Here is a 23766-nt window from a genome sequence, read left to right as displayed (position 1 = left end):
ATCCCCCGGAGCCCCGACAGATTTAGGTCAGGGCGAAAATCTCCACCGGGGAGCCCTCCGCAATAATCCTGCCCTCGTGCAGCAGGACCGCGCGGTCAGCCAACGAGGCGATACGCGCATCGTGCGAAATGATCAGCACCGCACGGTTCGCCAGTACGGCGCGCAGGGACTCGGTGGCGTCCGCGAGCTCCAGCTGGGTGGTGGACTCGTCCAGGATTACTGCGTGCGGGTCGGCCAGCACAATACGTGCCAACGCAAGCTGCTGAATCTGGTCGCGGGTCAGAGGCGAATCCGCGCCGCTGACGACGGTGTCCATGCCCTGCGGCAGGTCGCGCCACCAGCGGGCGCCGACGGCGTCCAGCGCCTCACCCATCTGCTCGGCGGTCGCGTTCGGCACGACCACCGTGAAGTTATCGGCGAGGGTGCCGAAGAAGACGTGAGCCTCCTGCGTGCAGACCAGCAGGCGCGGGCGGCCATCGGCGGCGGCGTCAGTCGGGAAGTCACCATGACCAACCGGGCGACCCATCACGGTGATGGTGCCGTCCAGGGCGGTCAGCGAACCACCAATCAGACGCGCCAGGGTGGTCTTACCCGAACCGGAACGACCCACCAGGGCGAGCGCTTCGCCGCGGCGAATCTTTAGGTTGATGCCTTCAAGCACCAGGGCGTCCGGCGAGTAGCCGTAGGAGACGTCGGTGCAGTCAATGGCGTACTCCGGGTTCTTCACGGCTTCATCAGACACGGCGGCGAACGCTTCGGCGCGGTGCTGTGCACGCTCCTCACGCTGCTTCTTCGCCAGAGACACCACGCCGAACACGCGGCCCATGTTCACGAGCATGATGCGCAGGTTGCTCACGTGGTGATTCAGCATGTCAGCGAGGGTTCGCAGGCTGAAAACCATGACCGAGGCGGTTGCTACGGCGCCCCAGCTTGCCCAGCCGATAGCCACGCAGGCGGCGCCCCAGAGCATGCACAGAATCGTGGGCATCCAGGCGTTGATGGCGTCCACGGTGAAGTACATCTGGCGGATACGCACCATGCCCAGCTGAGCACCAAACAAACGTTCCTTGTTCTCAGCGGAAAAAACCTCTTCGCGGGCATCGTGAACGCCCAGCTCACGAATCGTGGAGGTGCCGCGGATATTCTCGGTCAGCACGCTGTTGAGGTCACTCACGCATTCCTGGGCGGTCTGGTTGCGTGCCGCCATGAGCGGCAGCATCTTCGACATGATGAGGGCAAGACCGGCAATCATGGGCAGCATAATCAGGCCCATTGCGGGGCTCACGAACGCCAGGGAGATCGTGGAGATAATGAAGTACAGGACCACGTAGATTGCACCGAGAAGGTCTGTGCTGACAGAGCTTGCTGCCGAGGACAGGTCGTCGGTCACGCGGGTGAGCAGGTCGCCGCTGCCGGCTTCTTCCACGGTGCGTGCGTCCAGGTCGAGGGTGCCGTCGAGGGTGTCCTGGTTGGTGTCGCGGGTGACGAGCGCACCCAATCGCGCGGCGCTGTACGAGGAGACCATGAGGGTTATCGCCTGCACGATGAACGCCGCCAGGATAATCAGAATCGGCTGCCACGGGTAGCTGGCGAACTTGCCCGCCACCACGTCGTCAACGGTGGCACCAATCTGCAGGGGCACCACCGCGCCCATGAGGGTGCTGACCATGTAGATGACGAAGGTGTAGAGGGCCCGCCCCTTATGCGCCGCGAGGTAGTGCCACATGCGGCGTGCCACGTAGGCGGGGGTTTCAATGGGAAGCTGCTTTGCCATGCTAGTTCACCTCCTGGTTCTGGGTAGTTTCGATCTGAGTGGTTGCGGGGGTTTCTGCCTTAGCAGCGGGGTAGCCGTCGCGTTCCATGCGGCGGGTCGTCTCCGCGGTCGTGGAAACAACGTAGACCTGCTCCAAATCCTGCAGCAGTCCGGGGTAGCCGACGGGCAGGCGGTCGCTGCCGACCTGGGTTTCCATCGCATCGTAGATGTAGCGCTGGCTGGGTTCGTCCACGGAGTTCAGCGGCTCGGTCAGGATCAGCACCTGCGCGTCCTGTGCGAGGGCGCGGGCGAGTGCCAAACGCTGACGCTGACCACCGGAGAGGTTCGCACCCTCAGTAGTGATGCGGGCGGCGAAGTAGTCTTCGGGGTTGCGTCCGCCCAGTCGGTAGGCGATTTCGCGGGAGTCGGTAATCTTCAGCAGCTCCTCATCCTTTGCCTGTGCCAGCTCCTCGTCGGGGTTCGGCACGGTTCCCAGGCGCAGGTGCTCCTGCAGGGTTCCCGCGAAAATCATGGGGTTCGGTTCGCTCAGCAGCACGCGGCGGCCGGAGGCATCCTTGAGGTCCTCTCCCCCGCGGCGCAGGGTGCGGGCGAGCGCCTCGGCGTAATCCTGCGCGGTGAGGTTGTAGTCGCGCGGGTTGACGTACACGATGCGCGGGTTGCTGGCACCGGCGGGGGCGACGGGCACGGGTACCTCGAGGGTGTTTGCCTCGACTGCTTGTTCGGCGCGTGCCAGCTGCGCCATTTCTTCGTCGGTGCGCGGGCTCTTCAGCACGCCCTGGCGTACGCCCGCGTGACCTTCGAGGCGGGCGATCTTGGCGAGCGCAATTTTGGCGTAACGCCATTCAGTCAGGAAGTTCTGGGTAATCCAGATGGGGCCGCCCATCATCGCAATAATGGAGGCGACGGTCACCAGGGACGCGGCGGGGGTGTCGGATACCCAGCGGCCGTTTTCGACGTGGCCGGTGAGGGCGAAGCCGATGCCGAGCAGGGTCACGGCGCCACCGAGCAGCGCGCGGATGAGGAACATCCAGCGGTGCGTCTTTTCGTAGCGCATGTAGCTGTCGAAGACTTCATCGGTGCCGCGGTGGTAGCGTTCGCGCATCTGCTCTTCGGCACCGAGGCCGGCGATAGTGCGCAGGCCGGTGGCGATATCGGAGGCGCGTGAGGAGGCTTCGCCGTCCTTTTCGCGATACTCGCCAATCTTGGATTCGAGGAAGGTCGAGTACCAGGCAATCACGCCGACCACAATGAGCGTGCCGATGAGAGTGACGACCGCGGTGACGGGATTAATCAGCCAGAGCTGTACGGCACCGAGGGTCGCGATAATCATGGCGTTGACGAATAGCGGTAGGGAGAAGTAGACGTTTGTAACACGTCGTACGTCCTTGTTCATGACGGTGACCGCTTCACCTGCGTCAACGGTCGTGCGGGTGCGCCCCATAAGCCGGTTAATGTAGGCGCGCCAGTCGCGGCCGAGCTCGGCGCTGAGGGTCATGGAGGTGCCCCAGCCGAAGAACTCGTTAATCACGATGAAGGTGATGGATGCGACCACCACCCAGAACATGGGCCAGGCGTCGGGGGCTTTTCCTGCGATGTGCTGGTTGATGAATTGGCCCACCATGACGGGGATCAGGATCGCGCCGATACCTGCGGTGGTTTCCCCGAGGACGGGGATGGCCCAGCGGTGCCAGGGGTATTTGTGTCCGGGCGCGGTGACTCGCAGGGCGAGGCGCTTTTTGAGGGCTTCCTCTTCTGCCTTGCGCTGTTCGCTAGCGGTTACTTCCTGTGCAGATTTTTTCTGCGAGGCTTTTTTCTGAGCGGCTTTTTTCTGAGCGGCTTTTTCCTGCGTGGTTTTGATGTGCAGGGTTTCTTCGTGCGCGGCTTCTTCACGCGCAACGTTTTCTTGTGCCTTGTCAGCATTGTATTCAGTCATTCAACGTCTCTCCTTTCTCTTACCCTATTCCTTTATCAATGTGGCACGCAACACTATTTGCGTATTAGGTGGAGCGTGTCGTTATGTTGTGCAACGTATTTTGGGGCATGCATCAGCCGCTCAATATGCACCGATATCAATCGGTGGATTTTTCACCTACTGCGGTGGTCTAGGCGGCGGATCATGCGACATGGAGGCATCTACCCTCGAAAAGCCTGAGCGCCGGGGTGCATCACTGCACTAAGGCGCTTCGTTCTACACTACACGAATTTTGGGAATTCCCGCGTTAGCGCGGCGCCGCGCCTCCCAAACGCCTTATAAACGCCCCGCGAAGGTCCTGTAAAGGAACCGCGAGTACCCGCGTGTTCCCTCGTAACGATAACGTCCCCCGCGCCCGCGCTATTCCCGATAGACTGGAATCCTCATGAGTATTTTGAATTTTCTTTCTCCCTCGCTGGGCGAGAACCCTGGCGACTACAACCGACGCGATTTCAAGAGCAACCCCCTCACCCCCGAAGAAATCTATGAGGCGTTCACCGAGTGGATTTCGACCCGCGGCATGACCCTCTACCCCGCCCAGGACGAGGCCGTCCTGAGCATTGCCGCTGGCCATAACGTGGTGCTGGCTACCCCGACCGGTTCGGGTAAGTCCACCGTAGCTGTTGCCGCGCATTTTACGGGCCTGGCGACCGGTCAGCGCTCCTACTACACCGCCCCGATTAAGGCGCTGGCGTCTGAGAAGTTCTTCGACCTGATCGATATTTTTGGTGCCGAGAACGTGGGCATGATTACCGGCGACTCCGCCATCAATACGGAGGCGCCGATTATCTGCTGCACCGCGGAAATTCTCGCCAATATTGCCCTGCGCGAGGGCAAGGATGCGGACCTCTGCCAGGTCATCATGGACGAGTTCCACTTCTACTCCGACCCGCAGCGCGGCTGGGCGTGGCAGCTTCCTCTGCTGGAGCTTCCGCAGGCGCAGTTCCTGCTGATGAGCGCAACCCTGGGCGACACGACCCGCTTCCAGGAGGAGATGACGGCGCTGACCGGCCGCGAGAGCGACCTGGTGGCTCATTCCGAGCGCCCCATCCCCCTGCATTTCTACTACTCCACCACCCCGGTTCAGGAGACCGTGCAGGAGCTCGTACAGACCAAGCAGACCCCGGTCTACATCGTGCACTTCTCGCAGAAGGCGGCGCTGGAGCAGGCGAACGCGCTGCTGTCGGTGGCTATCGCCTCGAAGGAAGAGAAGGAACGCATCGCGGAGCTGATCGCGAAGTTCCGTTTCGGTCCGGGCTTCGGTAAGGCGCTGAATAAGCTGGTGCGCGCCGGTATCGGTATTCACCACGCGGGTATGCTGCCCAAGTACCGCCGCCTCGTCGAGCAGCTGGCCCAGGAGGGTCTGCTCAAGGTCATCTGCGGTACCGACACCCTGGGCGTGGGCATTAACGTGCCCATCCGTACCGTGCTGATTACGGCGCTGTCGAAGTTCGACGGCGCCCGTAGCCGTCGTCTGCGTGCCCGCGAGTTCCATCAGATTGCCGGACGCGCGGGCCGCGCGGGCTTTGATACCGCCGGTACCGTGGTGGTTCAGGCTCCCGAGCACGATATCGAGAACGCGCGCCTGCTGGCGAAGGCGCAGGCGAAGTTCGGCGACGACACCAAACGCATTAACCAGTCGCTGTCCTCCAAGCGCAAGAAGGCCCCGGAAGGCTTCGTGGGCTGGTCTGAGAAGACCTTCGACCAGCTGGTGGCCGCCGCGCCAGAGCCGCTGACTTCCTCCTTCGACATCACCCACGCGATGCTGCTGAACCTGATGCACCGCCCGGAGAACCCGGTCATCGCCGCCTACCGCATCATTCAGAACAACCATGAGAGCCCGGCGCGCCGCCGCGAGCTGCTGCGCAAGGCAATCGGCATCTACAAGGAACTGCTGACCGGCGGCGTGATTGAGCGAACCAACACCCCGGACGAGCACGGCTCCTACCTGCGCCTGACCGAGGACCTGCAGGACAACTTTGCGCTGAACCAGCCGCTGTCCGCTTTTGCGGTCGCCGCGCTGGAGCTTCTTGACCCCGAATCCCCCAGCTACGCCCTGGATGCGCTCTCCCTCATCGAGGCAACCCTGGATTCCCCGAACCAGGTGCTGTACGCGCAGGAGCGCAAGGCGAAGAACGAGCTGTCGGCGCAGTTGAAGGCGGACGGTGTGGACTACACCGAACGCATGAACGAGCTGGACAAGGTCACCTACCCGCAGCCCCTGGCGGAGCTCATCGATCAGGCGTACACGACCTACAAGCAGTCCGCGCCGTGGGTGGCTCGTTTTGAGCCGCGCCCCAAGTCAATTGTGCGTGACATGTACGAACGCGCAATGGGCTTCAACGACTTCGTGCAGTACTACTCGCTCGAACGCGCCGAGGGCGTGCTCCTGCGCTACCTCTCTGACGCATACAAGGCGCTGCGCCACACCATCCCCGACTCTGCCGTGACCGACGAGCTCGACGACATCATCGAGTGGCTCGGCGAGCTGGTGCGCCAGACCGACTCCTCCCTGGTGGACGAGTGGGAGAAGCTGGCAGCCGGCGAAGACACCGCGACCATTGCCGCCGAGCACGCCTCCATCGAGGAGGAAGAGCCTCCCGCCGTGACGAAGAACCTGCGCGCCTTCCGCGTGATGGTGCGCAACGCCCTCTTCCGCCGCGTGGAGCTTTTCGCCGATGAACGCGACCGTGCCCTGGGTGCCCTGGACGAGTGGTGCGGCTGGGATGCCGACCGCTGGGCGGACGCCATGGACGACTATTTCGACGTCTACGACGACATCTACACGGACGCCGATGCGCGCTCGCCTCGCCTGGTCAGCATGGACGAGGACACCGCGGCTCACCCCGGCGTGTGGAAGGTTCAGCAGAGCTTCGCCGACCCCGAAGATAACTTTGACTTCGGTATTCGCGCAGAGGTAGACCTGGCCGCTTCCGATGAGGCGGGCTACCCGGTGCTCAAGATCCTGAGCGTTGGCGAGTTCTAGGGGCCCCTCCGGAACACCCCTCAAGTGGGCTAGAATACAGAGTATCTATCTATTTATTTGAAAGAAGGTTCACCGTTGACCGTTTCTTCGCTTCCCAAGGTTGAGTACCGCAAGGGTTCGGTCGTCAAGCACGACGGCTACGAGATTACCGACCACTGGTTCCAGGTTCCCCTGACCCACGGTCTGATTTTCTCCAAGGGCAAGGACGCCGCTCTCTCTTCCCGTTTTGCGGACCAGACCATCACCGTGTTCGCCCGCGAGGTCGTGAACACCAGCGAGACCCTGACCGTCCCGGCCGATAAGCGCCCCTACATCGTGTACCTGCAGGGTGGCCCCGGCTTCGGTTCCCCGAAGACCGGTTCTATCGGCGGCTGGATTGCCGAGCTGGCCAAGACCCACCGCGTGATTCTGCTGGATCAGCGCGGCACCGGCCTGTCCTCTCCCCTGTCCGCTCGCACCATTACTGCCGTAGGCGACCCGCAGGTTCAGGCTGAGTACACCGAGCTGTTCCGCGCCGATTCCATCATCGCTGACGCCGAGGCTATCCGCGAGGTGCTGCTGGCTGACCGTGCCGATAAGCGCTGGTCCACCATCGGTCAGTCCTTCGGTGGTTTCCTGACCCTCTCGTACCTGTCCTTCGCTCCGCAGTCCCTGCGCGATTCGCGCATCACCGCGGGCCTGGCGCCGATTCGTACCTCGGTGGACAACGTCTACCAGCACACCTTCGACCGCATGAAGGAACGTGTTGAGGAGTACTACAGCTGGTTCCCCGAGGACGCCGAGCTGGCGACCCGCATTGCTGAGCACCTGCGCACCCACAAGGAGTACCTGCCCACCGGTGAGCGTCTGACCGATCACCGCTTCCAGATGGCCGGTCATTTCCTGGGTGGCCGCTGGCGCGAGCGCGGTCTGCACTACTTCCTCGAGAACGCATTCGCCGAGGGTAACGATCACCTCTCCGATCAGTTCCTGACCGCTATGGGTGCTGAGGTGACCTTCCAGGCGAACCCGCTGTACGCCCTGATGCACGAGACCATTTACGCTGACGGCCCCTCCGACGGCGTTCTGCCCGGCATCCCCGGCTACACCATCTCTCCCTCGCCCGCTCCGACCAACTGGTCTGCTGCTCGCGTGGCGGCTTCCCGTCCCGAGTTCGCACCGGATGCGGACCGTCTGCTCTTCACCGGCGAGCACATCTTCCCCTGGTACTACGAGGAGGACCCCTCGCTGCGCCCGCTGGCTGAGGTTGCGAACATCCTGGCTGAGAAGAAGGACTGGGGTCGCCTGTACGACCACGAGCAGCTGCACAAGAACGAGGTTCCCGTGGTGGCTGCGGCGTACAACCCGGACGTGTACGTGGACTTCGAGCACTCCATGGAGACCGCCCGCTGGGTCGGCAACACCCACGTGTGGACTTCGAAGACCCACCACCACGACGGTTTCGGCTCCGACTCGCTGACCATTCTGGGTCACCTGAAGAACATGCTGGCTGAGGTTCACAACCAGTAATTCTTCGCTGAATATATCTCGGATATAGCTAAAGCCCCTCACCCCGGTTGATCCGGGGTGAGGGGCTTTAGCGTGAGCGCTTGAGCTGACTAGCTCAGGCTCTTGAACTCTGTGTTACTTGGAGGAAGCGTGCGCATCCTGCGCGGTGCGGGCACGCACCACGAGGGCGTGATACTCGTCTTCCTTCTCGATCAGCTCGTCACGCAGCTCCTGCGGGATGGCGTTGAGCTTCTTGGTTTCCTTCTGCCAGCGGGCGGTGATGTCCGCGCGCTCGGCGGCGGGTGCGTCCTCGGGCAGTGCCAGGTATTTCTCGGAGAGCGCCTGCACGCGCTGAATGGTTTGCAGTGCGCGGCCCTTGGGGCTGAGCAGCGAAACCAGCACGGTGATGACCAGAACGCCCACGATCACCAGCAGGGACATCTCGGTGGTAATCTCAACCACGTGCACGGACTCGCCGTGGTTGATGAACGGCAGGTTGTTCTCGTGCATCGCGTGCAGGATGAGCTTCACGCCAATGAACGCGAGGATGGCCGCCAGGCCGTAGGAGAGGTAGACGAGGCGGTCCAGCAGGCCGTCAATCAGGAAGTACAGCTGGCGCAGACCCATGAGGGAGAACGCGGTCGCGGTGAACACGATGTAGACGGACTGGGTGAGGCCGAAGATCGCGGGAATCGAGTCGAGCGCGAAGAGCAGGTCGGAGCCCGCGATTGCGACCATGACGAGCATCATGGGGGTCATGACGCGCTTGCCGTTTTCGATGGTGAAGAGCTTGTCGCCGTCGAAGTTTTCGCTGGTCTTCAGGTATTTCTTGGCGAGGCGAACCATGATGTTGTCTGCCTCGTCGTCGCCGTCGCCCTCGGTGAGTTCGTCCTTGAGCAGGTTACCCGCGGTCATGAGCAGAACCAGGCCGAAGATGTAGAACACCCAGGCGAAGGAGTTAATGATTGCCGCGCCGGCGAAGATGAAGGTGCCGCGCGCCAGGATGGCGAAGACGATACCGAAGAGCAGGACCTTCTGCTGATTCTCACGGGCGACGCGGAAGGTGCCCATAATGATCATGAAGACGAAGAGGTTATCGACCGAGAGCGCCTCTTCGGTGATGTAGCCCGCGTAGAATTCGGTGGCGGCGGAGGGGCCGTTCGTCACGAAGATATACAGACCGAACAACACGGCGATGCCGATGTAGATACTCGACCAAATGGCCGCTTCCTTGACGGTGGGTTCGTGCGCCTTACGGACGTGAACGAAGAAATCAAAGGCCAGCAGGCCAGCGATGATGAGAATAGTAACCAACCATTGCAACCCGGTAACTTCCATGGGGAGCCTTTCTTGTGGTGTGCGTACAGGACCACAAGTCTCTCCCGCCGATCTGAATGGAGGTCGGCTCGACTCCCCGGTTAGGCGCCTTCGGCTAACGTGCTGACGATGAGTCGATTGGTGGGATACTCCCTTGCTCGGGGCACGATTATACAGCAGGTTGGGGTTTTCGCCCAGAAACTTCTCGGAGGGATTTTTAGGAGCCGCGGGCACGCGAACGCCGCATCCGGCGGGGTTATCCCATCGGATGCGGCGTTTCTGCGTGATGAATACGCGCTTGCCAGTTAGTGCTGTCTAGCTGGCACCGCTATGAGTTGGCGCTGTCTAGTTAGCACTGTCTAGTTGGCGCTGTCTAGTTGGCAACGGTGAAGCGGTGGCCCGCGTGCTTGGGTTCTTCCGCCTCATCAATCAGGGCGACAGCAAAGTCCTCGGCGCTAATGGAAGCACCTGCGGGGGTGTCCAGTGCGGTGTTGTACTTGCCGGTGCGTTCACCCGGTGCGATTTCGAACGCCGGGGAGAGCATGGTCCAGTTCAGACCCTCGGATGCGCGGTACTCGTCGAGAATCTGTGCGAATGCCTTCGCCTCGGGCTTGTACTCTTCGGGGAAGCCTTCGCCGTCCACGAAGCGGTTGCCGTTGCCGTCCTCGAGGGAGCCGGCGCCGCCAACGACCAGCAGGCGACCGGTAGGTGCCGCCGCGATCAGTGCGCGGTGCGCGTCGATGACCGGCCGTGCGGAGGTGCCGCGACCTGCCGAGACGGCGACGATGGTGACGTCGTGGGTGTTGACGATGTCGACCAGTGCCGCGGTGTCGGCCAGGTCGATGCTGTGGGCGACGGTGCCTTCGGGTGCCTTGCCGGAGCGGGTGTAGGCGTCAACCTGGTGGCCGCGGGAGATTGCTTCTGCTGCGGTGCGTGCGCCGACCATGCCGGTTGCGCCGATGATTGCGATGTTCATGAGGGGTTCCTTTCGGAGTGGTTTCTATCGTTTCTCTTGCGGTGTTCCGCTTGATGGTTTTATAGTATCTATTAGAAACTGGGTACCTCAAGGTAACTATTGGGGACTTTGAGAAAATATTTAAAAATATTTTTCGCGCCCCTCACCGCACCCATAACAGCCCCTCAACAGATTGAATAGATAGCAACCATGACCGCAACCGCACTCCCCCGCACCCCGCAGGACGACCAGCCCGCCAACATCCTCGCCAGCGTCTGCCCCTCCCGCACCGTCATGCGTCACCTCACCGACCGGTGGACCCCGTTCATCGTTGCGGCGCTCTCCGAGCAGCCCGTCGCCCGTTTCAGCGAGCTCAAGGCGATGATTCAGGGCGTCTCCCCCAAGGTTCTCACCCAGACCCTGCGCTCCATGGAACGCGACGGCCTCGTGGCACGCAAGGTGACCGCATCCATTCCGCCGCGCGTGGACTACGAACTGACCGCGCTCGGTACGACCCTCATTGAGCCGATGACCGCCCTGCGCCACTGGGCACAGGACAATATGCAGGCAGTACTCGAAGCCCGCGAGCGCTACGATGCGGCCGAACTACAGGGCACCGACCGTTAGAAGCGACAGCGGTTAGCGGCCGCGGAGACAGAAGCCACGACAAAGAGGTGGCCCTCCCGGGAATGATTCACCGGGAGGGCCACCTCTATTTTTCTGCGGCCGGGCGTTCGTTCTGCCGCTATGTATTTACGGCTGAGCGCCTGCTGCCGAGCACCTGCCGCTAGGCGACACTAAAGGTCGGCGGGGTGAAGGCGATAGCGTTCACCTGCCTGTTCGTGTCCAACTTACCGTTCACGCGAATGGTCGGGATGGTAATCACCACGTCGAACTGATACATGCCCTCTTCGAGCTGTTCACCGCGCAGGGGTACGCGCGCGGAGATGCCGGTGGCCGGGTCGTTCACGCTCGAGGCGAAGGGCACGACCTGACCCGTTACGGTCTGGAGCGTATTGTTGCGGGTCATGACGGTAGCCTTGCCGCTCGGATCGGTCGTGAAGACCTGGCGGCTGATAATCTCGCCCTGGGGCGAGAAGAGGTAGATATCCATGGACGGGTGCAGGTGAGTGGTGCCGCGGGTCGCCTCAAGCGCGGAGACGTTGAAGGTCATCACGAACTCGCCGCAGTTGAGGTTGAGGTCGCCGTCGGTGCCGCGGGTGGCCTCGTACACCGACATAAGGCGAATCGTGGCGGGGTTGGGCGAGACGGCGTTCTCGGTCGACCACCAGGCCTGCCCGGTTTCGGGTGCGGTGACGGGTCGGTTGCCCGCGCGGGATTGCAGGGCGCCGCTGGCGGGGTTGGCAATCATCCAGCCGCCAACCTGGTTAAAGTCCGGACCCTTCACCGGCTTACAGTCGTCGCCGGAGGCGGCAAAGGCCGGGACCGCGGTGGAAGCAACTACCGCGGGTGCGGCCCAGAGCATGCCGCGAGTGAGGTTGCGGCGGGAGATGGCGCCTCGGGTGTGCGCGCGGCCGTTGGCGGCAGTTTCTTTGGCGGCGTGCGCGTTGGAGGGGTTATCAAAAATGGTCACAGGGTGTTTCTGAGCGCTTTCGGAAGTTATTGGATACGAGGCGAAGAGTAAATAGAGTCCTAGTTTACAAGACACATTTACATTCGCGCGAAATTCCGGGGTGGGCCTTATTCAAAACCGCCCCCGTTCGCGATGTTTAACGGGGGCCGGGACATTCAATATTCCCGTTTGTTCCGCATTTTCGACATTATTTTTCGGGATTTTCTGCGCACTATCCGAGTGTGGCGTCGCTCGGGTGCGCGCGGTTGAGGCGGCCAGGGGACGGTAAGCAAAAGGCCCGGCGGGTAGGAATACCCGCCGGGCCTCGAGCGCTTAGGTCTGTGACGCTTAGGCCGCTTAGGCGTGACCCGCCTCCTTCATCAGGCGCAGCTCCTTCTTCAGGTCGGCCAGCTCGTCGCGCAGGCGCGCCGCCAACTCAAATTGCAGGTTCTCCGCGGCCAGGCGCATCTGCTCGTTCATTTCCTCGATGAGGTCCAGCAGGTCCTCGGCGGGTGCCGCCGCCAGGCCGTCGGCGCGAACGCGCGCCTCCGCACGGGCGAGCAGCTCCTCCGACTCCGGGGTGCTCGTGGCAATCTTCGACGAGGTTACAGAACCCGTCTTCGCACCCGCACTCACCGTACGGGCACCCTTCTTGCCGCTCTTGCGCTGCTGCAGGAGCTCGCGGGTGTCCTCTTCCTCTCGGGCGAGCACATCCGTAATATCGGCAATCTTCTTGCGCAGCGGCTGCGGGTCGATGCCGTGCTCACGGTTGTACGCCTGCTGAATCTCGCGGCGGCGGTTCGTCTCATCAATCGCCACGCGCATCGAGTCCGTAATCTTATCGGCGTACATGTGCACCTGACCGGACACGTTACGCGCCGCGCGGCCAATGGTCTGAATCAGCGAGGTGGTCGAACGCAGGAAGCCTTCCTTGTCAGCGTCCAGAATCGCAACCAGCGACACCTCGGGCAGGTCCAGGCCCTCACGCAGCAGGTTAATACCGACCAGCACGTCGAAGGTGCCCAGGCGCAGCTCACGCAGAAGCTCCACGCGGCGCAGGGTGTCCACGTCGGAGTGCAGGTACTGCACCTTCACGCCGTGCTGCAACAGGTACTCGGTCAAATCCTCCGCCATGCGCTTGGTGAGGGTCGTAACCAGCACGCGCTCGTCACGCTCAACGCGCACGCGAATCTCCTCGAGCAGGTCATCAATCTGGCCCTTGGTCGGCTTAACCACAATCTCCGGGTCAATCAGACCGGTCGGGCGAATAATCTGCTCCACATAACCATCAGCCTGGGAAAGCTCATACTTACCGGGGGTCGCCGACAGGTAAATCGTCTGGCCGATGCGATCCAGGAACTCCTCCCACTTCAGCGGGCGGTTATCCATCGCCGAGGGCAGACGGAAACCGTGCTCCACCAGGGTGCGCTTGCGGGACATATCGCCCTCGTACATGGCGCCAATCTGCGGAACCGTCACGTGCGACTCATCAATAATCAGCAGGAAATCATCCGGGAAATAATCCAGCAGACAGTTCGGGGCGCTGCCGGGGGCACGACCGTCAATATGGCGCGAATAGTTCTCGATGCCATTGCAGAAGCCCATCTGCTCCATCATTTCCAGGTCGTAGGTGGTGCGCATGCGCAGGCGCTGCGCCTCCAGCAGCTTGCCCTGGGATTCGAGGGTCTGCAGGCGCTCGCGCAGCTCATCCTCGATGGAGGTAATCGCCTTCGCCATGCGCTCCGGGCCGGCAACGTAGTGGCTTGCGGGGAAGACATACATCTCTTCTTCCTCGCGAATCACCTCGCCGGTCAGCGGGTGCAGGGTGTAAATCGCCTCGATCTCATCACCGAAGAACTCGATGCGAATCGCGTTCTCCTCGTACATGGGGATGATTTCGACGGTATCGCCGCGCACACGGAACGTGCCGCGGTGAAAGTCCATGTCGTTACGCGCGTACTGCATCGCCACGAACCGACGAAGCAGCTCGTCGCGGTCGATTTCCTCGCCGCGGCGCAGGGTCACCATCTGCTCGACGTACTCCTCGGGCGTACCCAGACCGTAAATGCAGGACACGGTCGCAACCACCACCACGTCGCGGCGGGTCAGCAGGGAGTTCGTCGCCGAGTGGCGCAGGCGCTCCACCTCCTCGTTGATAGAGGAGTCCTTCTCAATGAACGTATCGGTCTGCGGCACGTACGCCTCGGGCTGGTAGTAGTCGTAGTAGGAGACGAAATACTCCACCGCGTTATTCGGCAGCAGCTCACGCAGCTCATTCGCCAGCTGCGCCGCCAGGGTCTTATTCTGCACGAGCACCAGGGTCGGACGCTGCACCGCCTCAATCAGCCAGGCGGCCGTCGCGGACTTACCGGTACCGGTGGCACCTATCAGCACAATGTCTTTCTCGCCGTTCTGCACGCGCTCGGTGAGCTCGGCGATGGCCTTGGGCTGGTCGCCGGCGGGCTGGAAGGGGCTGACCACCTCAAAGGGGGCGACAATGCGGTTAATCTCGGGTGCGTAACTCATGTATCCATCCTAATGGAGGGCTCAGTTTCAGGCTTCGAGTAAGGTCGTTCTTTTCTTCCAGCGCAACGTGAGGGGAGTGTTTATCACGATAAACCAACCCCCGCAAACGTAGTCAAAATCACAAAAAGCGAACACCGAAAGATAAGGGGTGGAACATATCGGTTATTTACACCGCGCTGAAGACATTGCGTACCTAAATTCTGCCTCCGGTATGCCGAAATAACGCCTGTCGCCCCTTTCACATTCATCCCGCTCAAGATAAGAACCCTAATACAACGACTCACTACGCCGCCCAACCACCCCAGTCCTTTGCCTCTCTTTGACGCACACCACTATGTTTAGAGCACACGACACGCAACATATCGCATCTTCAGGAGCATCAGGAATCTATGAGTAGCACTCCGGACGCGCCCACCGCGCCCACCGTTTCCGAGGCCCGCGCCGCGGAACGGAAAACTCGTAACTCCCTCTACCGGTCTACCTACCCCATCGTCATGCTGGTCGCCCTCGTCATTCTTGTGGGCGTCACCTACCTCTCCCTGGTGACCGGCCGCTACCCCGTCACCCTTGACGAGCTCTTCCGCATCCTCGGCAAGAACTGGTTCGGCATGGACCTGAAGGTCTACAAGCCCGCAGAAAACATGCTGCTCACCGTGCGTATTCCGCGCCTGCTGGCAGCCGGCCTGATCGGTGCCGCACTGGCTATTGCCGGTGCCACCTTCCAGGCGGTCTTCCGCAACCCACTGGTCTCCCCGTACCTGCTGGGTGTTTCTCAGGGGGCGTCCGTCGGTGCCGCAACCGCCATTCTGCTGGGTGTGGGCACCACCATCGCCATTCAGGGTTCCGCCCTCGCCGGCGGCCTGATTGCCGTGCTGCTGACCGTCACCATCCCGCGCCTGTTGCGCAACGAATCCACCCTGATGCTCGTGCTCTCGGGCGTGATCGTGGGTGGCTTCGGCACCGCGGCCCTGGGCGCACTGAAGTTCATCGCAAACCCCGAAACCCAGCTGGCTCAGATTGTGTTCTGGCAGATGGGCTCCCTGCAGGACGTGCGCGTCGACGCGCTCACCCAGTTCGCCCTCGTGGCCGGCCCCTGCATCCTGCTTCTGCTGGCGATGCGCTGGCGCGTGAACATCCTGTCGCTCGGCGACGATGAGGCACGCACCCTCGGCATCAACCTGAGCCGTACCCGCGGCGTCACCATTCTGCTGGCCACCCTGATTACCGCGACCAGCGTGTGCATTGGCGGCCCGATTTCCTGGGTTGGCCTGGTCATTCCGCACCTGTGCCGCCTGCTGGTCGGTAACGACACCACCAAGCTCATGCCGCTGTCCATCCTGATGGGTGCTTCGTTCATGATGTTCGTCGATACCCTGGCTCGTAGCCTCACCAGCGCCGAGGTTCCGCTGAGCGTTCTGACCGGTTTCATCGGCACGCCGCTGTACGTGGCGCTGCTGCTGCTCGGAAAGGTTCGAGTGAAGTAACCCATGCCTAACGCACAGAACTCCGCTAACGCAGCTAACACCCAGTCCGGCCAGGCGCTCCTCGAGCTGAAGGGTGCGGGCTTCCACTACGGCCATCGGGGCGAGCGCATCAAGCACACCCGCGCGGGCCGCCGCTCGGACCGCTGGATTTTCCGCAACGTGAACCTGACGGTGCACCGCGGCGAGGTTCTCGCCATTCTGGGTCGCAACGGCGTGGGTAAGTCCACCCTGCTGAACTCCCTGATTGGTCTGCTCTCCCTGACCGAGGGCACCGTGCATCTGGGCGGTGATTCGCTGGATTCGCTGACCGCGACCGAGCGTGCCCGCCGCATCGCCTACCTTCCGCAGATGGAGGGCAGTGGCATCGCCTACACCGTGACCGAGTACCTGCTCATGGGTCGCGCGCCCTACATCGGCTTGTTCTCCTCCCCCTCGCGCCAGGACCGCGACAAGGTGCAGGAAATGATGGAGGAACTGGGTCTTATTGACTTGGCGCACTCCCCGCTGGATCAGCTCTCCGGCGGTCAGCGTCAGCAGGTGGGTATTGCCCGAACCCTGGTTCAGGATGCTCCCCTCATCGTGCTGGACGAACCGACCAGCGCCCTCGACGTGGCGAATCAGGCCAAGGTTTTGCGCAAGATTCGTCAGCTCCGTGATGCCGGGTACGGCGTGATTTTCACGACCCACAACCCGGACCACGCCCTCATGCTGGATGCGACTATCGCCCTGCTCGGCGCACACGACGAACCCACTGCACAGGCTTCGAAGGACGCGCCGGCTCACCTGCTGATCGGTCAGGCTTCGGAGGTGCTCACAAGCGAGGTTCTCTCGCGCACCTTCAACACCGACCTGACGGTGACCTACTCCCCCGAGTTGGGCCGCTCCAGCGTGCAGATGACGAGCCTCGATACCTGAGAATCCGCAACCCCTAGTCTTCCGGTGGCGGTGCGGGCCAGGCCCCGTCGGGGATGCGGTAGAGGTGCCGCATCCGCGACGGTGGCGTACCCCTAGCACGCTTGTCCTCTTCCGTGCCGCCTCCGGTTTATTCATCAACTATCCGTTGTACGACAAAGAAAGACACACCATGAAGATTACGAAGTTCCACTCGGGCCTCGCGCTGACCACCTCCCTGCTGCTGGCAGCCCTGACCGGTTGCGGTGCCGCCAACACCGCTTCTTCTTCCTCTTCCTCCGCGGCCGCTTCCTCCTCGGTTTCGGCATCGAGCAGCTCCGAGCAGAAGCACACCAGCTTCTTCGTGAAGGACAACGGTGACGGCACCAAGGTCATCAAGGATATTGATGGCAAGGAGGTCACCGTCCCGACCCACCCCGAGCGCATCGCTGACCTATGGCACGCTAACAACCAGATCGTTCTGCTGCTGGGCGGTGCCGACAAGCTGTCCGCTACCACCACCGCGGTGAAGTCCCTCGAGTGGTTCAAGCAGGTTTACCCCGGCATTGAGAAGGTCGACGCCCCGGTGAAGGGCACCGACGTGAACATGGAGCAGCTGCTGGCTGACAAGCCCGATGTCGTGCTGGCTTCCTCGAAGGACCAGATTTCCAAGACCTCCGCTGCCGACATTCCCTCCGTGCACGTTGAGTTCCAGAACTTCGCTGACCTGAAGCGCACCGTTGAGCTGACCGCTGAGGTCATCGGCACCAACGACGCCATCGACCGCGCCAACAAGTACCTGGCGTACCTGGAGAAGAACGAGAACCTGATCAAGGAACGCCTGAAGGACGTCAAGGAGTCCCCGAAGGTTCTGCACATCTCCGGCGGTTCCGACCTGACCAAGGTGGACGGCTCCAAGTCCCTGATTGGTGAGTGGATGAAGCTGGCGGGCGCCACCAACTCCCTCGACGGTGTGGAGAACCTGAAGAACGTCTCGATCGAGCAGATTATCGCTTCTCAGCCCGACATCATCATCATTGGTGGCTCGGACGCTCAGAAGGGTGTCGACGCCATCAAGGCTGACGCGGCGTGGGCTGACGTTCCCGCCGTCAAGAACGGCAAGATCATCAAGAACCCCGTGGGTACCTTCAACTGGGACCGCTACTCCGCTGAGGAGGCTCTGCAGATTCTGTGGGCCGCTAAGCAGTTCCACCCCGAGCAGTTCCAGGACGTTGATCTGGTCAAGGAAACCCGCGAGTTCTACTCGACCTTCTACGGCTACAACCTGACCGAGGATGAGGCTCAGCGCATCATCAACGGCGAGGGCCCCGCAAAGTAGTCCTGTAGCTCGCTAGTTTTGTAGCTACCCCCGCCGGCTCTGCCGAGGTTCTTCTACCGAGGCTCTACGTCTGGAGCTCTTGTGGAGCCTCTGGATTCTCAGCGGAACCGGCGGGACCCCAAGATTTTCGCTCTTCTTCTCTCTAATAATTCCTGTGTGCGAATACCGCCCGGTATCGCGGCTACGGCCGTGATACCGGGCGGTATTTTATGGTCTTGATACGAGGGTCTTCTGCGAGGAACGGGGTTAACGAATCTCGACGGTGGCGCCGGTCAGGGTCATCAGCGCCCTATTCGTCAGCGGCAGGTAGCCGTTCAGGGTGCTCAGGATCAGCTGCATCGTGCGTTCCTCGTCTTCCACGCTCAGACCCGAGGGAATACCCACCCCCGGGGTATTAATGCGGTGCTTGTACAGGTCGATTACCGCGCACACGGTGCGGCCGGGGGCGCGCAAGACCGGAAGCATGCCGCTGTGGGTAAGGGTCCGCAGGCCTCCGGAGGAGGTCACCTCTGCCGCGCGTACATCGGGCAGGGCGAAGCGTCCGTCCACGAAGGGGCTCAGGGAGGCCGCGCCCGAAGGCTCAGGAACATCCAGCGAGGTTGGGAGGGGCTCTCCCGTTTTCGCGGTCACGGCCACGTAGCGCACCTGCCGGTCCATGGCGTTCAGGTAGTCCAGCTCGGCGAACTCCTCGATGCGGTAGTTCTCGGTGACCCCGGAGGCCTCCACGGTGCGGCTGGTCAACTCCTCGTCGTAGAAGCTGGCCACGCACACCTGCGGGGCGCCTCGCTCCACGCGGGCGCGGCATCGGTAGTCGTCGTCGAGGAGCCAGAGGGACAGCTCGTAGCCGTCGGGGATATCGCGCACGCCGGAAGCGAGCAAAACATCGCTACCGTCTAGGGAGAACGGCTCCCACCCAATCGGTTCAAAGGCGTTGAGGGCACCGTTCAGGGCGGGGTTACAGGAGCCGAGGCTCGAGGATTGTTCGGCCGGGGCAAACGCCTCGGTAGAGGGCATGGAGACGGTCAGGCCGCGCAGACGGCCGGCCATGCAGAGTTCGATGGCCATGAGCAGGTGCCCGGCCCCCTCACGGTTGAGCGCCGGAGCCTGGATGAGGTGCAGCACCCGCGAGTTGTCGAGGCTGAGCTTCTCCCCCACCCCGCGGGCGGCGTTTGAGTAGCGGTTGTGCAGGCGCACGAGCTCGTCGAGAGGCAGCGTTCGGCCCACGGAGGCGAAGGCCTCGGCGATGGCCGCCACGTGCTGGGGGAAGAGGCGGCTGAGCCGGCCTAGCTGGCGGGCGAACTCGCCGGGGCGGCGGGTGAGCACGCCCAGGAGGGTGCCGAGGGTCTGTTGACGGTAGGCGTCAAGGAGCTGGGCGACGGTTGCCGGCTCAAGCTGGGCGGCAGCTCCCGCGCTCCCCTGCCGACGGGTGAGGGTTGCTGCCCCTCCCATTGCGTTAGCGGGTTCCTCTACTCCATTGGGGATGATGCCCTGCTGCGCCACACTATCACGACCTCAGATATTGGATGAGTTTTTAGCACTCCCTCTACCCTATCAACAACGACGGGCAATTACTAGGGTTAGAGTAACTATTAACTAAGGTTAAGCTATGTAAGTGGTTGCGGGGATGGTTGCGGGATTCAGGTAGCGGCCCTGCGGGTGGGGCTATTTGCAGCCCAACCCCCGAATTTGGCGCGCTGCTCCAACTCGTTACCCCGGAGCGTTACCCCGGCCCGCGCTCCAGCTCGTAAGCCCGAACGCGCCCCCGGATTCTGGGCCGGATATTCTAGGCCGGAAGGTCAACCCAGCGGGTCTCACCCCAGGTCACGCTCGCCGCGCCCGAGCTGAGGCTCACCACCAGCTCCTCCGCACGCGACAGCTCCTCAGCGCGGTCAAACACGCCCACCGAGATGACCGCGCCCTCCGCACCGTACTCGGTACCCAACACGTTCAGGCCCGCGGCGCGCATCTCGTTCTCCAGGCGGCCCGCCTCCGCGTGCGAGCTAGGAACCTCGCCCACGCGCAGACGCTCACGCGAGTCGAACTGCGCCGAGTCCAGGGTCTGCACCACCGCATCCGTGTAGGCGCGCACCAGGCCACCGGCACCGAGCTTAATGCCGCCGAAGTAGCGCACGACCACGGCCACCACATCGGACAGGTCGGTCGTGCCGTCCTCGCGGGTCTGGCGCGCCAGCAGCGCCTGCATCATGGGTACACCCGCGGTACCGGCAGGTTCGCCGTCATCGGAGGAACGCTGCACGTCGCGGTCGGCACCAATAATGAACGCCGAGCACACGTGGCGGGCGTCGTGGTAGGTCTTGCGCACCGACTCAATGTAGGCGCGGGCCTCCTCGACGGTGCTCACGCGCTTGATGTGGCCAATAAATTCGCTACGCTTAATTTCGAGGAGGCTCTCGTAGGGCTCATCGCCGCGCGGCACAAGGTAGCGATTGGCGCGGGTTTCTTCCTGCATGTGTCCTCCTCTAATCGGTACCTATCTATTGTGGCACAGCCCGTCAGGAGCACCGTCTATGTCCCAGCCTTCTTCCCCCGCCTCTACTCGCCTGCGCCGTTACGCCCTGACCGGCGGCATCGGCAGCGGCAAGAGCACGGTCGCCGCCCTCTTCGTTGAGTGGGGCGCATTCCTGGTGGATGCGGACGCCATCTCCCGCTCCCTCATGGAGCCCGGCGAGGCGGTGCTCGCCCGCACGGTCGCGGAGTTCGGCGAGCACCTGCTCGATGAGGACGGCCGCCTCAACCGCCCCGCCCTGGCGCGCATCGTGTTCAGTGACGAGCAGGCGCGCCTGCGCCTGAACTCAATCGTGCATCCGGCCATCCGTGAGCGTGCCGCGCAGCTGGTGGAGCAGGCGCAGTCCGAGCCGGGGTTCAGCGGCATTATTCTGGAGGACATTCCGCTACTCGTGGAGAGCGGTGACCCGTCCGCCTTCGACGGCGTGGTCGTGGTGCGCACTCCCCTGGCAGCCCGCCTGCAGCGCCTCGTGTCCTCGCGCGGCATGAGTGAGGAGGATGCGCGCGCCCGCATTGCCGCGCAGGCAACCGATGAGCAGCGTGAGGCAGTCGCGACCTGGATTATCGATAACGGCGGCTCGCTGGAGGAGACTGCCGAGCAGGTGCGCGCCGTCTGGCAGCAGATGGTTGCGGCTTAACAGCTCTTCCCCCGCATCACCCGGCACCCAAAACCTACCCCGAACCCCAACCTCCCCACAACGCAAAGAACCCCCTCACCTCCCAAACGGGAGATGAGGGGGTTCCCCTGCTCTAGGTGGCCCCGCGGGGCTACCTATCGGCTATTACGCCTGATGAGTGCTCATCTGAGCGGCAGATTAGTTGCCGGTCAGCTTCTTGCGGAGCTCAGCCAGTGCCTCATCCGATGCGAGGGTACCTGCGGAAGCGGGCTCCTCGGAGGAGTAGGAGGTCGGTGCGGGCTCAGCTGCTGCGGGAGCTGCTGCTGCAGCCTCTGCGTCAGCCTCGAGGGCCTTAGCAACCTGAACCTTGTGAGCCTCGAAGCGAGCCTGTGCCTCTGCGTACTGTGCTTCCCAAGCCTCGCGCTGTGCGTCGAAGCCTTCCAGCCACTCATTAGCCTCGGGGTCGAAGCCCTCGGGGTACTTGTAGTTGCCGGCCTCGTCGTACTCTGCGGCCATGCCGTACAGAGCCGGGTCAAACTCGGTAGCGTTGGGGTCAACGCCCTCGTTTGCCTGCTTGAGGGACAGGGAGATGCGGCGGCGGTCCATGTCGATGTCGATGATCTTGACGAAGACCTCTTCACCAACGGAGACGACCTGCTCAGCCAGGTCAACGTGGCGGGTTGCCAGCTCGGAGATGTGGACGAGGCCCTCGATGCCGTCCTCAACGCGCACGAATGCACCGAAGGGAACGAGCTTGGTGACCTTGCCGGGAACAATCTGGCCCAGAGCGTGGGTGCGGGCGAATGCCTGCCACGGATCTTCCTGGGTTGCCTTGAGCGACAGGGAGACGCGCTCGCGGTCCAGATCCACCTCGAGAACCTCGACGGTGACGGGCTGGCCAACCTCGACAACCTCGGAGGGGTGGTCGATGTGCTTCCAGGACAGCTCGGAAACGTGAACCAGACCGTCCACGCCACCCAGGTCCACGAATGCACCGAAGTTGACGATGGAGGAGACAACGCCCTCGCGGACCTGACCCTTCTCCAGCTCGTTGAGGAAGGAGGAGCGGACTGCGGACTGGGTCTCTTCCAGGTATGCACGGCGAGACAGAACAACGTTGTTGCGGTTCTTGTCCAGCTCGATGATCTTAGCTTCGAGCTGCTGGCCGATGTAGGGAGCGAGGTCGCGGACACGGCGCATCTCGACGAGGGATGCGGGCAGGAAGCCGCGCAGACCGATGTCGAGGATGAGGCCGCCCTTGACAACCTCGATAACGGTGCCGGTGACGACGCCGTCGTTTTCCTTGATCTTCTCGATGTCGCCCCATGCACGCTCGTACTGTGCGCGCTTCTTGGAGAGGATCAGGCGACCTTCCTTGTCCTCCTTGGTGAGGACGAGTGCCTCAACCTCGGAGCCGAGCTCGACGACCTCGGAGGGGTCGATGTCGTGCTTGATGGACAGCTCGCGGGAGGGGATGACGCCTTCGGTCTTGTAACCGATGTCGAGCAGAACCTCATCGTGGTCGATCTTGACGACCTGGCCGGAGACGAGATCGCCGTCGTTGAAGACCTTGATGGTCTTGTCGACAGCCTCGAGGAATGCCTGCTCGTCGCCGATGTCGTTAATTGCGACCTGAGGGATGTTGGTGCTCATGTAGTGAGGGCTCCAATTGGATTTCTAATAGGTCGACGCCGCCGGTTCGCCGTTCGGCTCCCCCGTGTGGAGGCGCCGGCCGGCTCACTTTTTCACCCCGGTACGCACGGCATAGGGCCGCGAACACCATGATTGGGGTGAGGAAACGTCGAGCTGACGGATACTTACAATGTGTACCGCCGCCGAGGCGAAGACGCTTCAGCGGGTGTACGGAAGATATAACTCGTTTTTCCGGAAGGTTATTCCCGCAAAACGGGTGCAAAAACCGTACGTTGGTACACGCGATTAACAGTGTACGGGAATCCCGGGCGTGTCGTCAATGGTTGCGCGCCCGGTTTTACTCCCCTATTTGGCGGGTAGGACGGGGATGGCTCGCGGGGCTGCGCTCGTCCTCGTTCCTCTCCCCCCAACCCAAGGAAGCGGCCGGTGCGCACCTTCCTACGCTCCTACAGGGGAACCCACCCTCTCGGGCGCTCCGCTTCTCCTTGCTTCGCTGCGGAGAGCACCCGAGAGGGTACCCTGATGTCGCTTCCGGAAGGTGCACCGGCACGCTCCGGTAGCGGAGCCAAGAGCGGCTACCCGAGCGGCCATCCAGAAAACGCGGTCGCCCGCTATCCCAGCGCGGAAAGGCGGTATCGTCCGTAGTGACATCAGGGTGCCCGAAG

At 62.5% G+C, this 23766-nt stretch carries 16 protein-coding genes; 7 read left to right on the top strand and 9 right to left on the bottom strand.

Translation table 11 applies throughout. The features are described 5' to 3' along the window. Positions 1-22: 22 nt before the first annotated feature. Positions 23-1774, bottom strand: coding sequence for an ABC transporter ATP-binding protein (locus HMPREF2874_RS06710; RefSeq protein WP_070649599.1), 1752 nt, complete (start codon positions 1772-1774; stop codon positions 23-25). A gap of 1 nt (position 1775) precedes the next feature. Next, positions 1776-3707 (bottom strand): ABC transporter transmembrane domain-containing protein, encoded by a 1932-nt coding sequence (locus HMPREF2874_RS06705; RefSeq protein ID WP_070649597.1) that lies wholly within the window; start codon positions 3705-3707, stop codon positions 1776-1778. Positions 3708-4131: 424 nt separating this feature from the next. Here HMPREF2874_RS06705 and HMPREF2874_RS06700 point away from each other — a divergent pair, with 424 nt between their 5' ends. Beyond that, positions 4132-6732 carry a DEAD/DEAH box helicase gene (locus tag HMPREF2874_RS06700; protein ID WP_070649595.1) on the top strand — a complete coding sequence of 867 codons (2601 nt, stop codon included), beginning with the start codon at positions 4132-4134 and terminating at the stop codon, positions 6730-6732. Positions 6733-6807: 75 nt separating this feature from the next. Beyond that, positions 6808-8241 (top strand): alpha/beta fold hydrolase, encoded by a 1434-nt coding sequence (locus tag HMPREF2874_RS06695; RefSeq protein WP_239668294.1) that lies wholly within the window; start codon positions 6808-6810, stop codon positions 8239-8241. A gap of 114 nt (positions 8242-8355) precedes the next feature. Here HMPREF2874_RS06695 and HMPREF2874_RS06690 read toward each other — a convergent pair whose 3' ends face one another. Beyond that, positions 8356-9558 (bottom strand): TerC family protein, encoded by a 1203-nt coding sequence (locus tag HMPREF2874_RS06690; protein WP_070649593.1) that lies wholly within the window; start codon positions 9556-9558, stop codon positions 8356-8358. Positions 9559-9910: 352 nt separating this feature from the next. Beyond that, positions 9911-10513, bottom strand: a complete 603-nt coding sequence (locus tag HMPREF2874_RS06685; RefSeq protein WP_070649591.1) for an NAD(P)-dependent oxidoreductase — start codon at positions 10511-10513, stop codon at positions 9911-9913. A 189-nt stretch (positions 10514-10702) separates the two neighbouring features. On the opposite strand from HMPREF2874_RS06685, the gene HMPREF2874_RS06680 reads away from it, so the two are divergent. Further along, a complete protein-coding gene (locus tag HMPREF2874_RS06680; RefSeq protein WP_070649589.1) occupies positions 10703-11119 on the top strand; it encodes a winged helix-turn-helix transcriptional regulator in 417 nt (138 codons plus the stop codon). A gap of 160 nt (positions 11120-11279) precedes the next feature. Here HMPREF2874_RS06680 and HMPREF2874_RS06675 read toward each other — a convergent pair whose 3' ends face one another. Continuing rightward, positions 11280-12086 (bottom strand): ornithinee aminotransferase, encoded by an 807-nt coding sequence (locus tag HMPREF2874_RS06675; protein ID WP_246823792.1) that lies wholly within the window; start codon positions 12084-12086, stop codon positions 11280-11282. A 336-nt stretch (positions 12087-12422) separates the two neighbouring features. Further along, positions 12423-14591 carry an excinuclease ABC subunit UvrB gene (uvrB, locus tag HMPREF2874_RS06670; protein ID WP_070649587.1) on the bottom strand — a complete coding sequence of 723 codons (2169 nt, stop codon included), beginning with the start codon at positions 14589-14591 and terminating at the stop codon, positions 12423-12425. 389 nt (positions 14592-14980) lie between these two features. Here uvrB and HMPREF2874_RS06665 point away from each other — a divergent pair, with 389 nt between their 5' ends. From HMPREF2874_RS06665 to HMPREF2874_RS06655, 3 genes are all read left to right on the top strand, one after another. Next, positions 14981-16075, top strand: a complete 1095-nt coding sequence (locus HMPREF2874_RS06665) for a FecCD family ABC transporter permease (RefSeq protein ID WP_083309862.1) — start codon at positions 14981-14983, stop codon at positions 16073-16075. Between the two features lie 3 nt (positions 16076-16078). Next, the gene (locus tag HMPREF2874_RS06660) at positions 16079-16990 is read left to right on the top strand and encodes an ABC transporter ATP-binding protein (protein ID WP_083309861.1); all 912 of its coding nucleotides are present in this window, start codon (positions 16079-16081) and stop codon (positions 16988-16990) included. 169 nt (positions 16991-17159) lie between these two features. Further along, a complete protein-coding gene (locus HMPREF2874_RS06655; protein ID WP_083309860.1) occupies positions 17160-18305 on the top strand; it encodes an ABC transporter substrate-binding protein in 1146 nt (381 codons plus the stop codon). Between the two features lie 246 nt (positions 18306-18551). Here the strand turns inward: HMPREF2874_RS06655 and HMPREF2874_RS06650 are convergent, their stop codons facing one another. Continuing rightward, entirely contained in the window at positions 18552-19754 is a 1203-nt protein-coding gene (locus HMPREF2874_RS06650) for a 2-oxoglutarate dehydrogenase (protein WP_246823791.1), read from the bottom strand. Positions 19755-20088: 334 nt separating this feature from the next. Next, entirely contained in the window at positions 20089-20775 is a 687-nt protein-coding gene (locus HMPREF2874_RS06645) for an IMPACT family protein (RefSeq protein ID WP_070649581.1), read from the bottom strand. Between the two features lie 58 nt (positions 20776-20833). On the opposite strand from HMPREF2874_RS06645, the gene coaE reads away from it, so the two are divergent. Beyond that, complete coding sequence (coaE, locus tag HMPREF2874_RS06640; RefSeq protein ID WP_070649579.1) at positions 20834-21469, top strand: dephospho-CoA kinase; 636 nt, start codon at positions 20834-20836, stop codon at positions 21467-21469. Between the two features lie 177 nt (positions 21470-21646). Here coaE and rpsA read toward each other — a convergent pair whose 3' ends face one another. Further along, positions 21647-23101, bottom strand: coding sequence for a 30S ribosomal protein S1 (gene rpsA / locus HMPREF2874_RS06635; protein ID WP_049334100.1), 1455 nt, complete (start codon positions 23099-23101; stop codon positions 21647-21649). Positions 23102-23766: the final 665 nt, after the last annotated feature.

Source organism: Rothia sp. HMSC068F09 (assembly GCF_001812775.1).
GTDB classification, from domain to species: domain Bacteria; phylum Actinomycetota; class Actinomycetes; order Actinomycetales; family Micrococcaceae; genus Rothia; species Rothia mucilaginosa_A.
This window is presented reverse-complemented; position numbering and strand designations above follow the sequence as displayed.

Coding starts and splice junctions, on each gene's coding strand:
- HMPREF2874_RS06710 (WP_070649599.1), bottom strand. CDS start 1,774: ATGGCAAAGCAGCTTCCCATTGAAACCCCCGCCTACGTGGCACGCCGC.
- HMPREF2874_RS06705 (WP_070649597.1), bottom strand. CDS start 3,707: ATGACTGAATACAATGCTGACAAGGCACAAGAAAACGTTGCGCGTGAA.
- HMPREF2874_RS06700 (WP_070649595.1), top strand. CDS start 4,132: ATGAGTATTTTGAATTTTCTTTCTCCCTCGCTGGGCGAGAACCCTGGC.
- HMPREF2874_RS06690 (WP_070649593.1), bottom strand. CDS start 9,558: ATGGAAGTTACCGGGTTGCAATGGTTGGTTACTATTCTCATCATCGCT.
- HMPREF2874_RS06685 (WP_070649591.1), bottom strand. CDS start 10,513: ATGAACATCGCAATCATCGGCGCAACCGGCATGGTCGGCGCACGCACC.
- HMPREF2874_RS06680 (WP_070649589.1), top strand. CDS start 10,703: ATGACCGCAACCGCACTCCCCCGCACCCCGCAGGACGACCAGCCCGCC.
- uvrB (WP_070649587.1), bottom strand. CDS start 14,591: ATGAGTTACGCACCCGAGATTAACCGCATTGTCGCCCCCTTTGAGGTG.
- HMPREF2874_RS06665 (WP_083309862.1), top strand. CDS start 14,981: ATGAGTAGCACTCCGGACGCGCCCACCGCGCCCACCGTTTCCGAGGCC.
- HMPREF2874_RS06660 (WP_083309861.1), top strand. CDS start 16,079: ATGCCTAACGCACAGAACTCCGCTAACGCAGCTAACACCCAGTCCGGC.
- HMPREF2874_RS06655 (WP_083309860.1), top strand. CDS start 17,160: ATGAAGATTACGAAGTTCCACTCGGGCCTCGCGCTGACCACCTCCCTG.
- HMPREF2874_RS06650 (WP_246823791.1), bottom strand. CDS start 19,754: ATGGGAGGGGCAGCAACCCTCACCCGTCGGCAGGGGAGCGCGGGAGCT.
- HMPREF2874_RS06645 (WP_070649581.1), bottom strand. CDS start 20,775: ATGCAGGAAGAAACCCGCGCCAATCGCTACCTTGTGCCGCGCGGCGAT.
- coaE (WP_070649579.1), top strand. CDS start 20,834: ATGTCCCAGCCTTCTTCCCCCGCCTCTACTCGCCTGCGCCGTTACGCC.
- rpsA (WP_049334100.1), bottom strand. CDS start 23,101: ATGAGCACCAACATCCCTCAGGTCGCAATTAACGACATCGGCGACGAG.